General features: G+C 34.4%; 12 protein-coding genes and 1 pseudogene. 6 read left to right on the top strand and 7 right to left on the bottom strand.

Going from position 1 to position 15,165, the window contains the following annotated elements; all coding sequences use genetic code 11:
* Positions 1 to 25 precede the first annotated feature (25 nt).
* From H1X92_RS11060 to H1X92_RS11050, 3 genes are all read right to left on the bottom strand, one after another.
* Positions 26 to 1,108: an ABC transporter substrate-binding protein gene (locus H1X92_RS11060; protein ID WP_180560204.1), complete on the bottom strand. Its 1,083-nt coding sequence runs from the start codon at positions 1,106 to 1,108 to the stop codon at positions 26 to 28.
* A gap of 253 nt (positions 1,109 to 1,361) precedes the next feature.
* Positions 1,362 to 2,849, bottom strand: a complete 1,488-nt coding sequence (locus tag H1X92_RS11055) for an amino acid permease (RefSeq protein ID WP_180560203.1) — start codon at positions 2,847 to 2,849, stop codon at positions 1,362 to 1,364.
* Positions 2,850 to 2,995: 146 nt separating this feature from the next.
* Entirely contained in the window at positions 2,996 to 3,859 is an 864-nt protein-coding gene (locus H1X92_RS11050; protein WP_180560202.1) for a LysR family transcriptional regulator, read from the bottom strand.
* A 186-nt stretch (positions 3,860 to 4,045) separates the two neighbouring features.
* Between H1X92_RS11050 and H1X92_RS11045 the strand changes: the two genes are divergently transcribed.
* From H1X92_RS11045 to yeiP, 4 genes and pseudogenes are all read left to right on the top strand, one after another.
* A complete protein-coding gene (locus H1X92_RS11045) occupies positions 4,046 to 5,101 on the top strand; it encodes a YeiH family protein (protein WP_233458156.1) in 1,056 nt (351 codons plus the stop codon).
* 132 nt (positions 5,102 to 5,233) lie between these two features.
* Positions 5,234 to 6,073 carry a deoxyribonuclease IV gene (gene nfo, locus H1X92_RS11040; RefSeq protein ID WP_180560200.1) on the top strand — a complete coding sequence of 280 codons (840 nt, stop codon included), beginning with the start codon at positions 5,234 to 5,236 and terminating at the stop codon, positions 6,071 to 6,073.
* 379 nt (positions 6,074 to 6,452) lie between these two features.
* Positions 6,453 to 7,697, top strand: a complete 1,245-nt coding sequence (gene mtr / locus H1X92_RS11035; protein ID WP_180560199.1) for a tryptophan permease — start codon at positions 6,453 to 6,455, stop codon at positions 7,695 to 7,697.
* A 151-nt stretch (positions 7,698 to 7,848) separates the two neighbouring features.
* Positions 7,849 to 8,421 (top strand): annotated as a pseudogene (yeiP, locus tag H1X92_RS11030) (elongation factor P-like protein YeiP).
* 33 nt (positions 8,422 to 8,454) lie between these two features.
* Here the strand turns inward: yeiP and H1X92_RS11025 are convergent.
* Positions 8,455 to 8,856, bottom strand: coding sequence for a hypothetical protein (locus H1X92_RS11025; RefSeq protein ID WP_180560198.1), 402 nt, complete (start codon positions 8,854 to 8,856; stop codon positions 8,455 to 8,457).
* Positions 8,857 to 9,756: 900 nt separating this feature from the next.
* Between H1X92_RS11025 and mepS the strand changes: the two genes are divergently transcribed.
* A complete protein-coding gene (gene mepS / locus H1X92_RS11020) occupies positions 9,757 to 10,302 on the top strand; it encodes a bifunctional murein DD-endopeptidase/murein LD-carboxypeptidase (RefSeq protein WP_180560197.1) in 546 nt (181 codons plus the stop codon).
* A 3-nt stretch (positions 10,303 to 10,305) separates the two neighbouring features.
* Here mepS and H1X92_RS11015 read toward each other — a convergent pair whose 3' ends face one another.
* The 3 genes from H1X92_RS11015 to rsuA all read right to left on the bottom strand — a co-directional run bounded on the left by H1X92_RS11015 (position 10,306) and on the right by rsuA (position 13,046).
* Positions 10,306 to 10,662: a hypothetical protein gene (locus H1X92_RS11015; RefSeq protein WP_180560196.1), complete on the bottom strand. Its 357-nt coding sequence runs from the start codon at positions 10,660 to 10,662 to the stop codon at positions 10,306 to 10,308.
* A gap of 465 nt (positions 10,663 to 11,127) precedes the next feature.
* Positions 11,128 to 12,315 carry a Bcr/CflA family multidrug efflux MFS transporter gene (locus tag H1X92_RS11010; protein WP_180560195.1) on the bottom strand — a complete coding sequence of 396 codons (1,188 nt, stop codon included), beginning with the start codon at positions 12,313 to 12,315 and terminating at the stop codon, positions 11,128 to 11,130.
* A gap of 38 nt (positions 12,316 to 12,353) precedes the next feature.
* Entirely contained in the window at positions 12,354 to 13,046 is a 693-nt protein-coding gene (gene rsuA, locus H1X92_RS11005) for a 16S rRNA pseudouridine(516) synthase RsuA (RefSeq protein WP_180560252.1), read from the bottom strand.
* Between the two features lie 264 nt (positions 13,047 to 13,310).
* Between rsuA and H1X92_RS11000 the strand changes: the two genes are divergently transcribed.
* Positions 13,311 to 15,068: a DEAD/DEAH box helicase gene (locus H1X92_RS11000; RefSeq protein ID WP_180560194.1), complete on the top strand. Its 1,758-nt coding sequence runs from the start codon at positions 13,311 to 13,313 to the stop codon at positions 15,066 to 15,068.
* The last annotated feature ends 97 nt before the right edge of the window (positions 15,069 to 15,165 follow it).

Genomic DNA, 15,165 nt, shown 5'->3' with positions numbered 1-15,165 from the left:
TCAGTCGTCATACTCATGCAAATAATTACCTGCTTTTTAATGAGTCTTGACTAACCCAGTAAACACCCGTTGGTTCTATGGCTAAAAATTGATGATATAACTCTTTCATCGTAGTTTGCGGATCCAGATCGGCAAATTTATCTGGGTAGAACCATTTAGCAAAAATTTGAGTGGCAATAACGTTATAAGGCGAATTATAAAAATTGTGCCAGATAGCATAGCTACGTCCATTTTTAATCGCTGAGAGTGTGTTAATACCTTTACGTTCAGTTATTTTGGTTAAACTTGTTATAGCTGCTTTTTCTGTTGATAAGGCACCTAATTGTACGCCTAATTCTTTGCTACCAGGCATCTTGCCTCCACTTGCAATATAAATTGCCGGATCATCAGCAATCACTTTCTCAAGGTTCATCATCCCTAATGGTCCGGGTAACGCATTTTTAGCGATATTTATTCCACCAGCTAGATCAATAAAATTGCCCATATTACCATTTCCCGCTGTACCACAGCAGTCTTCGGAGGAACCCGCTCTTAATTCAATAAAAACAGTCGGTTTTTTATCGTTAGGAATTTTATTAGTAATATCCGTTACTAGCTTAAGATTTTTTTCATAGAAATTGGCGTATTTTTCAGCCTGTTGCTCTCGCTGCAACGCCTTACCCAATAAGCGAATACTGGGTAAAGTATTTTTCAGTGGCTCACTACGAAAATCAACAAAAATAACTGGCACACCAGCCTTTTCTAGTTGCATGACCAATTCACTATTTTTGCCCGGGCCGTGGCCAGATAGGCCAAAAATAGCAATATCAGGATTTAGTGTTAATACTTTCTCCGCACTAACACTTTCGGCACTGGTATTACCAATTAAGGGAATTTTTTCAATTTCTGGAAACTTGGCTTTATAAACAGCATAAGATTGCGGATCAAGTTTACGAAAATCACCTTGCCAACCAACAATGCGCGCTAAAGGTTTTTTTCCTTCCAGTAAAGCAATCGCATGAAATAAGCGCCCTTCTCCCAACAGAATACGATTTACTTTATCTGGTACCTGAACAGTGCGACCCGCTATATCAGTAACCGTTACTGACCATGCTGCAAACGATGTCATTAACGTTATACCCGCTAATAAACAACTATTAACGCTCTTGGTAATAAAACTGCACGCAAACTTCACTTGATTGCCTCTCCATTCAACTGATCCGATTTGCGCGTAACAATAAAGCAAATAATAATTATTATCAATACGATTATTACTAACGTTACTTTTTTTTATTTATTCTTTGACCTAGGTAAAAAATTAACGCTCGACACACGCATAAAATACGTGTGTCTTTATAGAAAATCGAGAGGATTATTGACAATTACTTGTTTAGATTTTGATCATACTCAGGAAAATTCATCTGTTGGTAGTGAACAAAATGCGTTTTCTTGATCAGTTTATAACCAAACCATATAGCAAGGAATAGAGGAATACCAATATAGGTAGCAATCACACCATACCAATCAATCTTATCAACTAAAAATGCCTGATAATTTTGGCCTAATGTAATGACTAAACAGAGAACAAAAGCAAAAATAGGTCCAATTGGAAAAAAGCTTGAACGATAAGGCAATTTATTCAAATCATAGCCTTGTAACATATAACCTTTACGAAAACGATAATGGCTGATAGCAATCCCTAACCAAGCAATAAATCCGGTCATACCTGAAGTATTCAATAACCATAAGTAAACAACCTGATTACCAAACATTGAACTTAAAAAACAGAGTGCTGCCACAACGGTAGTCGCAATTAAAGCATAACGAGGAACTCCTCCCGGTGATAAGCGTGAAAAGATTTTTGGCGCCTTTCCTTCTTTAGCCAGGGTATATAACATGCGGGTAGAAGCGTACATACCTGAATTACCGGCGGATAATACTGCCGTTAAAATGACCGCATTCATGACAGCAGCAGCCGATAATAATCCTGCATTTTCAAAAACCAAGGTAAAAGGACTGACACTAATGTCACTGACATCATTACGCAACAAGCGTGGATCCATATATGGGATAATTAAACTGATCACCAATATAGCAAAAACATAAAATAACAAAATCCGCCAAAATACTTGACGTACCGCTTTAGGAATATTTTTACCCGGATCTTTAGATTCGCCAGCAGCAATACCAATTAATTCCGTACCCTGAAAAGAAAAACCGACGATCATAGCAACCCCAATCATTGCCGAAAATCCACCGACAAAAGGTGCTTCCCCAATCTGCCAATTATGCCAGCCAGCATTTTCTGCCCCGCGGAAAATACCAATAATCATCAATACGCCAATCGCAATAAAAATAATGACGGTAATGACTTTAATTAACGAAAACCAATATTCTGCCTCACCAAATCCTTTCACAGAGATATAATTAAGCATAAAAATGATAAACAGAAAAATCGCGCTCCAAATCCAACCATCAATTGCAGGAAACCAATATCCCATAACTAGTTGCGCAGCAACTAAGTCAACAGCTATAGTGACCGCCCAGTTATACCAATAGTTCCAGCCAAGAGCGAAACCAAAGCCTTCATCGACATATCGTGAACCATAAGTAGAGAAAGAGCCGGAAACGGGTAAATAAGCTGCTAGCTCACCTAAACTGGTCATTAAAAAATAAACCATTAAACCAATAATAATATAAGATAATAAAGCACCACCTGGCCCCGCTTGCGCTACCGTTGCGCCGGAAGCAACAAATAATCCGGTACCAATAGAGCCGCCGATAGCTATCATCGTCAAATGACGTGCTTTTAGTTCTCGACGCAATTTTGTTGTAGCGCCCGGTGATGTCTGGGTAGATTGTTCTGACATTAATGACCTTTTATTCAACGTGGATCTTAACATCAGTGATTGTAACAGATAGAGTTACCAGGAATAAGCAACTATTCCCAGTTATAAGATACCTTCATAATTGACGGAAAATTATTAGTTTTGCGCAGGATCTTATTATTAAAATTTCATTGAAAATATTCTAACAAAAGTAATAACGCCTTAGATAAATGTTTATTTTGATGATGAATTAAATATAATGTCCGTGAAAGTTCGAGTTCATCAATATTTAACGCGACCAATGAACCATTCTTTAATTGTTCCTCTATTGTAAGATAAGATAAACAACTTATTCCCATACCATTTATAACAGCATGCTTAATGGCTTCAGAATTATTAAATTCAATTAAAATATTGCACTGGCTTAGTTTACTCAATAATAGTTGATCAACAATATTACGGGTTCCAGAACCGCTTTCACGCAAAATCCAATTCTCATTTTCGAGTTCATGTTGTTTTAATTGACGGCCTACCAGTGGGTTATTCGGCGAACAAAATACCACCAACTGGTCTTTTTTCCATGGTATAGTAATCAATTCTGTTTCATAACAGCTTCCTTCAATTAAACCTAAATCAACCTTGAATTCGAGTACTGCTTTGATCACTTCCGCAGTATTATTTATCGTTAATTCAAACGGAATAGTGGGATTATCATGACGATAATGGACCAATTTCCCTGGCAATATATAATTACCAATCGTGGTACTTGCCGCCACTTTTACCGCTGCTAATCCATTTTTGGCAATTTGTTCAACTTCAGTTGCCTGTTCAAGTAATGCTAATACTTTTGGATATAATAACCGACCATATTCATTAGTTACTAAACGTTTACCAACGCGATCAAATAACTGTACTTCAAGTTGAGATTCCAAATCTGTTAAAGCAGCACTTACTGCTGATTGTGATAATGCCAATGATTGAGCAGCCTGAATTGTTGAGCCACATTGAAAAATTTCAATAAAAACTTCAAGTTGTCTAAAAGTAATTCGCATAACCATGCTCACTTTATTAATTAACCATATAAATCAGACTACCATAATAATCTAGCTAACCATCAATTTACCACTTTTTCTAATAAATAATAGAAAAACTATCTATTTTCAAGATATATTGTAATGATATATGCTTAGAACAGAATAAAATTGTGCAGATTGCATAAACCAATGGTTAAAACAATTATGACAACACAAATAAAACATAAAAATTTTAAATATATACCTGGATTACTATTGACAGGGTTTGTAACTACTATTGCCGTTTATCTTGGTAATAAAGAATGGTTTGCAAATATCGGATTAAGTCCTTTAAGCCTGGCAATTCTGTTGGGCATTGTGGTTGGAAATACCATTTATTTTGTCGTAAAACCCTCTCGTACCGAAGGGATCAAATTCGCTAAACATTATTTATTAAGAACAGGGATTATTTTGTACGGTTTTCGATTGACGTTTCAACAGATTATGGAGGTTGGTACGATTGGTATTATGATTGATCTGATTATGCTAACTTCCACATTTTTAATTGCACTGTTGATCGGTAAATATTTTTTGAGGTTGGATAGTCAGACGACCATATTGATTGGAGCCGGTAGTAGCATTTGTGGCGCCGCTGCAGTTTTAGCAACAGAATCTGTCATTAAAACATCGGCTGATAAAGTGACAATTGCAGTTGCAACTGTAGTTATTTTTGGTACCTTGGCTATTTTTGTCTATCCGTGGTTTTACCATTTAAATCAAATTTATCACTGGTTTTCACTTGATCTGGCTCAGTTTGGTATCTTTATTGGCTCTACTGTGCATGAAGTCGCTCAAGTAGTTGCTGCTGGCCATGCAATTAGCCCTGAAGCTGAAAATAGTGCAGTGATCAGTAAAATGATCCGCGTTATGATGTTAGCACCATTTTTATTGATATTATCAAGTTATCTAAATCGCAAAATGATAACCAGCAATTTATCCCAATCAAAACCCACTATTGTGATCCCTTGGTTTGCAATATTTTTTATTATCATTGCGTACATAAACTCTTTTCATTTATTGCCACAAATTTTAGTTCAATCCATTATTACTCTTGATACTATTCTATTATCTATGGCAATGGCTGCACTTGGATTAACTACCCATATTAGTGTGGTTCGACAAGCTAGGATCAAACCACTAGTTATGGCTATCTGCCTTTTTGGCTGGCTAACTATCGGTGGCTTATTTATAAATTGTTTGATGCAATCGTTTTTTCAATAACATTCGATAGAATTTTGTTTTTTATCCCCTGCAGCTAGCAAACAGAAATTCTTATGGCCGAAATGACTTAACGCTATACATTTCATTTTTAAGCCAAAAGTGTCATAATTAAAATAAAATCAGGAGAAAAAAATGAAATTTGTTGGAGCCCATGTCAGCGCTGCTGGCGGTGTTGATCAAGCAGTACTCCGTGCTCACGAAATCAATGCCACTGCCTTTGCTCTTTTCACTAAAAACCAGCGTCAATGGCAAGCTCCACCTTTAAAACCGGAAACAGTTGAACAATTCAAACTCAATTGTGAGAAATATGGTTTTGGCAAACAGCAAATACTGCCACACGATAGTTATCTTATTAATTTAGGCCATCCGGAAACTGAAGCACTGAAAAAATCACGGGCCGCTTTCCTGGATGAAATGCAACGTTGTGAGCAATTAGGTATTACTTTGCTCAATTTTCATCCTGGCAGTCATCTGAATAAAATTACCGTCGATGTATGTCTTGCCCGTATAGCTGAATCAATCAATATTACTTTAGCGCAAACTAAAAATGTTATTGCTGTAATTGAAAATACTGCCGGTCAAGGCTCCAATTTAGGATTTAAATTTGAGCATTTGGCAGCGATAATTGAAGATATTGAAGATAAACAGCGAGTGGGTGTTTGTTTGGATACCTGTCATGCTTTTGCGGCAGGTTATGACTTAAGAACAAAAGAAGCTTGCGATAATACTTTTGCCCAATTTAATAAAATTGTCGGTTTTCAATATCTACGAGCCATGCATTTAAATGATGCCAAAAGCCAATTTGCCAGTCATATTGATCGCCACCAAAGCCTAGGCCAAGGTAATATCGGTTACAGCGCTTTTAGTTATATTATGAAGGATAACCGCTTCAATAATATACCTTTGATTCTTGAAACCATCAATCCGGAGATCTGGTCTCAAGAAATTGCCTGGTTAAAATCACAACAATAACTAACCTTCATCAAATCAATCGTTCTGAAAATAGGTGAAAATTTATCTATTATGGTTAATTTTTATCTGTAACCAGCCATAATATATGGTTATTATGGTGAGTTAAAATTGTAAGATAATAAATCAATATTGCATTTCTATCTGTTTAATCCTCAACTCACTAGGCTATTCTTTATCAAGCTGTAAATAACAATAGATCAATAACTTAGCAAAAACCCATTGATTAATTTATCAACACCAAAAACCGACCAAGTACAACATTCTAAAACTAAGGTTAAAAACAATTTTTTATAAATTGAAATAAATATTAATTTACTTAAATATCACTCATCGTGTATCATCGAGCTAGTACATAAAAGCAATAATATCAGAGGCAATAATGGCTAGTGATGTAATTCAAAAATTTAAACGCCCTCCCTTACTTGGTGGTGCCATGATCATTGCAGGCACAACTGTAGGTGCCGGTATGTTTTCTATTCCTATTGTTACTTCTGGCGTCTGGTTTACAGGTTCAATTATTTTATTAGTTTATACTTGGGCATGTATGTTTTTTTCTGGTTTAATGATCCTAGAAGCCAACATGAATTATCCTTGCGGTGCCAGCTTTCATACCATGGTAAAAGACTTACTTGGCGCCCGCTGGAATTTACTAAATAGCATTTCAATTACATTTGTTCTTTATATATTAACTTATGCTTATATTTCAGCTGGTGGATCGATCATTACGCATAATCTTAATCAGTTCATACCAATAAATCATCCTGTTGCCGGTTTATTGTTTAGCTTATTGATTGCTTTTGTAGTTTGGCTATCGACTAAAGCCGTTGACCGTCTAAGTACGATTTTGATTGGTGGAATGGTTATTACTTTTATTATGTCAGTGAGTGGCATGTTTAATAGCGTTTCATCTACTATCTTATTCAATAAAAATAGTCTGGATACGGATTATTTACCTTATGCATTTATTGCTTTACCTTACTTACTAACCTCTTTTGGCTTCCATGGTAATGTGCCTGGTTTAGTAAAATATTACCATAAGGAAAGCAAAGCAGTTGTTCGGAGTTTGTTATATGGTACCCTTATTGCTTTAGTCATTTATATCTTATGGCAGTATGCTATTCAAGGTAATATATCTCGTACAGCCTTTAAACAAATTATGACTGAAGGTGGTAATGTTGACTCGCTATTAAAACAAATGAATCACAGCATCAATAACAATATTGTAAAACAGTGTTTAAATCTGTTTTCTTACATGGCACTTGCGAGCTCTTTTTTAGGCGTTACACTTGGACTGTTTGATTTCATTGCCGATTTTTTCAAATTTAAAGATAATAATCGAGGCCGTTTAAAATCCGCCTTGATAACCTTCATTCCACCTACCCTTTTTGCTTTATATTATCCTGATGGTTTTATTCATGCCATTGGTTTTGCTGGCCTAGCAGCAACTATATGGGCAGTAATTGTGCCGGCAATGATGGCTAAAGCTAGTCGCAAAAAATTCCCGCAAGCAGCCTATCATGCGCCTGGCGGTGATCTATTAATTTATTTTGTCATCCTATTTGGTTTGATTAACGCAGTTATTCATATATTAGCACTATTTGATATTTTGCCAGTTTATAAATAGTATCACCCTTGCTTAGATTAATTCCAACGCCTCATACTAGGTGATCCTAGTTGTCATGAGGCAAATGGGAACTAAGCATTACTTTGTATTCTAATTGCAGGCAATTTTATAATAAAATTAAAATTATTATTACCTAATGAAAGGAATTCATATGGCTAAAGCCAATGAAATAAAACGAGGCTATGCAGTAAACTTAAATGGCAAGTTGCTATTAGTAAAAGATATTGATATTCAAACACCAAGTGCACGAGGCGCCAGCACCCTCTACAAAATGCGTTTTACTGATATTAAAACCGGACAAAAAGTTGAAGAACGTTTTAAAGGCGATGATAATCTTGAAACAATCCACTTAACTCATCGGGCAGTAAGTTTTTCTTATGTTGATGCTGATGAATATATATTTATGGATAATGAAGATTTCACTCTCTACAATTTTAAAAAAACAGATATAGAAGAAGAACTTTTATTCTTTACTGACTCAGGGATCCCTGGTTTGCAAGTTTTAGTAATAAATAACCAAGCTATTGCATTACAACTTCCTCAAACTGTTGATATGTTCATTGTAGAAACAGCACCGAGTATTAAAGGGGCATCAGCCAATGCAAGAACAAAACCTGCCAAGATGGCAACTGGGCTAATAATACCAGTTCCCGAATAATTATCAATCGGCGAAAAAATTCGCATCCACATTGCAGAGCGCCGTTATATGGGGCGTTGTGACTAAAATGGATAAAATTTAAACAATGGCTGCTCTTAATTAAAGAGCAGTAATATTAATAAAAAAAGTGATTAACTTGAAAATAAAATCAAAAATAGCTAATTTCCAGCATGCCCTGCTGTTTGTTTTATTAACCCATAAAAAACGAGTTTTAGCATATTTAGCGAGTGATTTTTGCCGCTGTTTTATTAATAAATTCTTACATACTTCACGCGTTACCACTTCGCTAGATTTATGCCAATAATTCGTTTCTAACATATTATCATTTACAATATTTTGATAAGCATGTGCAGTGATAGCGCCATAAAAATGAATTACTCCGCCATTATCTGTTTCACTATAGATATGTGCTGATAAGATTAATGCTAGTATAAACAAAAAATTCTTATTTAAATAAATAGGGTTTCTAACCCTTAGGCTGAGCATTGCTATATTTTTCATATAAAACCATAAGAGGTTTAAGCCTGGTCAATATATAAAACTACTATTGAATATTTTTATTAAATAATTGCTTTGAATTTGCTAATGATTTAGTAAAATTACATTTACTACCATAACTCAATATCTGATTGAAACATAAAATATAGTTAACCACGAAATTCAGCATAACATAGTTTTTATGTGATAATAAATTTACTATTTTATTGTTTAAATATAATAAGTTACCACTCTTTTTTATTATTTACTAATCATTCTAATTTAATTGCTATTTAAATTTAGCACTCTATAGGCATTTCAACTACTAGTTTAAAATGATAAATATCATCTATCTGACTTATAAAATCAAAAAATTCACTAATAAACAAAAAACAACGCATTAACACAAAATTTTAAAATGATAATTTTTATATTTATACATAATTAAAAAATTTTTGCTACTGAAAACAGACTCATTTATTTTAAATAACAAACTCAATTTTATAAAAACTTTTAACAAAAGAACTAACTATAAATTAATAAAATATTGTTAACCATTTTTGCATGTTTTTTTATCAATTAGCTAATTTGCATTGCTAATCACCAATAATTTTATTTTTAAATAGTCTACTTAACTCAAATATTAGATTTTTTTACAATAAATTTATCAATATCGACTTTACTTTTTAATTTAAAAATTTGTTTTTTTGTAAATTAATACAAGAAAACTCGCCATTTTTTATTTCCTTGTATAAACTTGTTTATGTTTAACATATTAATGTATTTGAAAAAGGTGTTGAGCTATATACATTTATATAACTAACAATATTGTTGATATTTTAGCCTTCAACAGGAAAAATAAAATATCGTCAAATTTACTTTATGGCAAATATCCACATATGGATAACAAGGGATAAATCAATAATGGTCAAACTACAACCGTTACTGAAATACTGTATGAAGCCTACACCGGCACTAGTCATTACTCTATTGCTATCCGCTTGTAATTCACCAAATTCGTCACTATATAAAGCACAATCTAATTCACTTTATCAAGTATCGCAAGTTGAGTTTGAACAATTAGTACGCAATGTGGAAATTAAAACTAAAATTTTAGAGCAGTATGCAAACTGGAGAGGTGTAGCCTACCGTTTTGGTGGTACAACTAAGAAAGGTATTGACTGCTCTGCCTTTACCCAACGTATGTTTAGTGAGAAATTTGGAGTTAATTTACCTCGCTCAACAAATGAACAACAATATACCGGCCACTGGGTTAAACAACAAAATTTACGCCCTGGTGATCTGGTTTTTTTTAGAACTGGGCCAACCAACCGACATGTCGGTATTTATATTGGTAATGATAAATTTGTCCATGCATCAACAAGTAGTGGTGTAACTGTTTCTACAATAAATGATGATTATTGGAGTAAGCGTTATTATGCCGCTCGTCGAATCATCGATAGCTATTAATATTTAATGAGAATAAGGACGAGCAGGCAGCGTTATTGATTCCGCAATAGCAACACCCGCTGTTTTAAAATGACAAGTTGCTAAACCTTCATCTTCATAACGAATAAAAAGACAAATTTGACCTTGCCATTCAAGCAAATCATTAGCAATTTGTATTTCGTCTAAAGCTGAACTTAAATGCTTTAACACCGCTAAATTATCGCTAATTTCATAGCAAAGTACTTTAAAGCCAATTAATATATTAGACTTGGAACTGGATATATTATCAGGCATTACCTCGATTTTTTTACCTATATGCCCTGTTAACCATCGATAATTTTGCGGTAAACGATGAATGACAGATAACTTAAAATTACCCACAAAAAACCCTATATTCTAATTAATTATATTATTTTTCTATTTAAGTAAAGAAATAACTTAACATACTAACTTATCAAGCTATTTTATACTTATCTTGGTATTTTACATCATATTAATATGATAAATTTTTGTTATTGTAATATAAAAATCCAGCTTAAACAAAACAAAATATGTTAAGAAATTTAACGAAATATATTATCTTTCAATTGTAAAATGATCATATTTGATTTGATTTTTTTATATAAAACCATATATCAACCAATTAGCTTAAATAAGCAATAATGAAAGATAAAATATTTAATAAATTGAACGGCTCGTGGATTGAGCCTATCTAAATTGTGATTGTTATCGAAGTTAGTGATAAGAAATTATACTGAGTCCATATGAATAAAATGAGTATTTAAATAACAACATAACACGAATAAAATTTATTTTTTTATTAAATAGATAATAATTCTAATTATATTAGTCTTTGCTGTAATTAGCTAACAGAACAAACTCCATTGCAAGAAAAACGCATAATCCCATAAATCCTACCATCGACCAAGCTGTCGTTGTTTTGAAACAAGAAAGCAAGTAACCAAAAAATGCGCCGATACCAAAACGTATTGTACCAACTAAAGATGAAACTGTTCCAGCGATATGTGGATAATTATCTAAAATGACTGACATTGCATTAGAAGATATCATAGCAATACTACCAACATAAACAGCAACACCAAATATCATTGGAATAAAACCTAAGTTTAATATAGTGCTAAAAATCAGCCACATTCCCATGATGAATTGCAGTGTTAAGCCAATATGCAACATTTTCAATGCGCCAAAATGGCGTACATAACGGCTATTCAACGTAGTCAGTAAAAATAAAAAAACAATATTTAAGCCAAAATAATAACCAAAATGCTGTGGTGAAACCCCATTTAATTCAATATAGACAAATGGCCCGGTATTTAAAAATGAAAACAACCCAGCAAACGAAAACCCACTAGCAAGAATATAGCAAAAGACTGGCCTAGCGCGAAACAAGGTAAGAATTTGTTTTATAGTATTACGTAAATGAAATTTTTGCCTTTTTTCCTGAGGTAACGTTTCTTGAATAAAAAAAGTAACTAATAAAGCTCCTATGATGGCTGCTATGGATATAATCCAAAAAATAGCATGCCAGGAAAACCAGATCATTGCCATACCACCTAAAATTGGTGCTAATAATGGCGCGATGGTCATGACTAACAAAACGAAAGACATGCTACGTGAAAATTCATCACTACTAAACATATCTCTCATCAAAGCAGTGATGACAACACTTGCTGCCGCCGCCGATAATCCTTGTAAAAAGCGGACAAAAATAAATTGCTCAATACTGTTAGCGAGTGCACAAATCCCTGAAGTAATAGCAAAAATGATCACACCGCCTAATATCACGGGCTTTCGACCTATGCTATCTGCCATCGGACCATAAAACAGTTGGCCTATTGCAAAACCGAAAATATAGCTATTTAAGGTCATCTGAACTTGACCGGTATCAACATTAAAACTTTTTGCAATCGATGGTAAACTAGGCAAATACATGTCAATGGCTAATGGCATCAACATGGATATAAGGCCTAAAATCAAAATTAGGCTGAAATAAGAGGAACGCTGACGTTGCATACTAACATACTCCCAAATCGAGAAAGTAAAAATATAATTTAAATAGTTTTGATTTCTTCTTGTGTTAAAGAACGGTATTCGCCAGCCTCTAATGCTGGATCAAGATAAATACCTCCAATGCGTTCACGATGAAGTGCATAAACGTGATTACCCACCGCTGCAAACATTCTTTTGACTTGATGATACCGGCCTTCACTTATTGTCAAACGTACCTGCTTTGATGAAACTATCGATAGTTTTGCGGGTTTTGTGGGTAATTTTTCTCCTTTAAACCATATGCCTGTTAAAAACTTATCCACTACCTCAGTTGAAATCGGGTGTGCCAAGGTGACAAGATAAGTTTTCTCACAATGATGTTTGGGCGAGATCATTTTATGTGTCCATTTACCATCATCTGTTATAATCACTAACCCGGTGGTATCTATGTCTAATCTGCCGGCAATGTGTAACTTTGTTATAGCTGGTTCATCAACAAACGATAAAATTGTTGGATTAACGCTATCTACCGTCGAACAAACATATCCTGGTGGTTTATTCAACATAAAATAGCGCAGGCCGATAATATGTTGCAGTACGACATCTTCATAACTAACTACCATCTCAGATGTAATTTGATAAGATCCGGTTTTTATTACTTCATTATTAACCATAACTTTTCCTGCTCGTAATTCTCGCATGACCAAGCCACGGCTGATTGTTAGTTGTTGAGATAAAAACTTATCGAGTCGCATCATAATTTTTAAATTTATATGAAAGAGTTAGAATGCATATGTATTATTATGCTAAATCATTGGATGATTACAATAATTGCTTTTAAAACAATTAAGACAATAAGTAACGTGAATAACTATAACGCAATCAATTATATCAATAACTTGTTAGAGAAGATATAGCTTGCTACAGTAGATTTTATTTTTAATATAGATTACTTCGACATGAATTAGCGAAAAATGCTAATTTACTTATTATTTATTTTAATATCTTAATTAATAATCATGATCGTTACGCTAAGACCATATCAACATGATGCCGTTAATGCAGCAATAAACTATTTTCGCCGCCATAAAGAACCGGCGGTTATTGTATTACCTACTGGCGCAGGAAAAAGTCTAGTGATTGCTGAATTAGCCCGATTGGCCCGTGGACGTGTACTAGTATTAGCCCATGTAAAAGAACTCGTTGAACAAAACCATAATAAATATCAGGCCTATGGTTTAACGGCTGACATTTATGCCGCCGGGCTTAATAAAAAACAAAATAAAAATAAAGTTATTTTTGCTAGCGTACAATCTGTGGCAAAAAATTTAACTGATTTTAATGCTCCCTTTTCGCTATTAATTATTGATGAATGCCACCGCATCAGTCTCAATAACGATGGTCAATATCAACAAATCATACAAAAATTGCAACTTAATAACCCTAATTTATGTGTTTTAGGATTAACGGCAACACCTTATCGTCTGTCTGAAGGCTGGATATATCAGTATCACTACCATGGTATGATAAAAGGCGATGAGAACTGTTTTTTTCGTGATTGTATTTATGAACTTCCGTTAAGGTATATGATAAAAAATCATTACCTTGTGCCACCTAAACGCCTAGATATGCCGATTATTCAATACGATTTTAGTCAATTGCGCCTAAGTCAAGAAGGTATTTTTAATCACACTGACTTAGATCAGGAAATTAAACGTCAGCATAGAGTGACTCCCTTAATTATTAAGCAAATTATCGAATATGCCCGTTCCTGTCAGGGCTGTATGATCTTCGCCGCTACTGTTGAACATGCCAAAGAAATTTTGGCATTATTACCTAATAACAAAGCAGCATTAATTTGCGCAGACACGACAGCAATGGATCGTGAAAAAACGATTAATGCGTTTAAAGCACAAAAAATTCGCTATTTAGTTAATGTATCGGTCTTAACAACTGGCTTTGATGCTCCTCATGTTGATTTGATTGCTATTTTACGTCCCACTGAATCAGTCAGTCTCTATCAACAAATAATTGGTCGCGGATTAAGACTATTTCCGAATAAAAGCCAATGTATTATTCTTGATTATGCAGGAAATCCCCATGATCTTTATATGCCAGAAGTTGGCAGTGCCAAAAATGATCCACAAAACGTACCCGTTCAAGTTTTTTGCCCACTTTGTCATTTTGCCAATCTATTCTGGGGGAAAAGCGATCCTGACGGTCAAGTAATTGAACATTACGGCCGTCGCTGCCAAGGCTGGGAAGAAATGCATAATGGACAAAAAAAACAGTGTCAATTTCGCTTTCGTTTTAAACAATGTCCCGACTGTAATGCTGAAAATGACATTGCAGCACGACGTTGTCATCAATGTCAGGCAATTTTAGTTGATCCAGATGATATGTTAAAAGCGGCGTTAAAATTGAAAAATTCACTGATCCTTCGCTGCGGCGGCATGCAACTGACGGCTGGACACGATAAGAAAGGAGAATGGTTAAAAGTCACTTATTATGATGAAGATGGCAGCAACGTCTCAGAAAGATTTCGATTAGCAACGTCGGCTCAGCGCAAAATCTTTGAACAACGTTTTCTGTTGCAACACCAGCGAGCTCCAGGCCTTCCTTTCCAATGGCAAACAGTAGACGACATTCTACGTCAAAAAACGAGCTTACGTCATCCTAACTTTGTTATCGCACGTAAACAAAACCAGTTTTGGCAAATAAGAGAAAAAATTTTTGATTATCATGGAAAGTATCGTCTGGCTAACGACCTCTATTAACATAATGGTTTCTATTTCTCTTTGCTATCTAGCCGTTGTTGCTTAAAAGAATATAAATGTCCTAAAATTAGGTCATTTTTTCATTTGCTGTAGAGCG

It is taken from the genome of Arsenophonus endosymbiont of Apis mellifera, assembly GCF_903968575.1.
Taxonomy (GTDB): domain Bacteria; phylum Pseudomonadota; class Gammaproteobacteria; order Enterobacterales; family Enterobacteriaceae; genus Arsenophonus; species Arsenophonus apicola.
The sequence above is the reverse complement of the archived record's forward strand: the minus strand, read 5'-3'. Positions and strand labels throughout refer to the sequence as shown.

Coding starts and splice junctions, on each gene's coding strand:
- H1X92_RS11060 (WP_180560204.1), bottom strand. CDS start 1,108: ATGACATCGTTTGCAGCATGGTCAGTAACGGTTACTGATATAGCGGGT.
- H1X92_RS11055 (WP_180560203.1), bottom strand. CDS start 2,849: ATGTCAGAACAATCTACCCAGACATCACCGGGCGCTACAACAAAATTG.
- H1X92_RS11050 (WP_180560202.1), bottom strand. CDS start 3,859: ATGCGAATTACTTTTAGACAACTTGAAGTTTTTATTGAAATTTTTCAA.
- H1X92_RS11045 (WP_233458156.1), top strand. CDS start 4,046: ATGACAACACAAATAAAACATAAAAATTTTAAATATATACCTGGATTA.
- nfo (WP_180560200.1), top strand. CDS start 5,234: ATGAAATTTGTTGGAGCCCATGTCAGCGCTGCTGGCGGTGTTGATCAA.
- mtr (WP_180560199.1), top strand. CDS start 6,453: ATGGCTAGTGATGTAATTCAAAAATTTAAACGCCCTCCCTTACTTGGT.
- H1X92_RS11025 (WP_180560198.1), bottom strand. CDS start 8,856: ATGAAAAATATAGCAATGCTCAGCCTAAGGGTTAGAAACCCTATTTAT.
- mepS (WP_180560197.1), top strand. CDS start 9,757: ATGGTCAAACTACAACCGTTACTGAAATACTGTATGAAGCCTACACCG.
- H1X92_RS11010 (WP_180560195.1), bottom strand. CDS start 12,315: ATGCAACGTCAGCGTTCCTCTTATTTCAGCCTAATTTTGATTTTAGGC.
- rsuA (WP_180560252.1), bottom strand. CDS start 13,046: ATGCGACTCGATAAGTTTTTATCTCAACAACTAACAATCAGCCGTGGC.
- H1X92_RS11000 (WP_180560194.1), top strand. CDS start 13,311: ATGATCGTTACGCTAAGACCATATCAACATGATGCCGTTAATGCAGCA.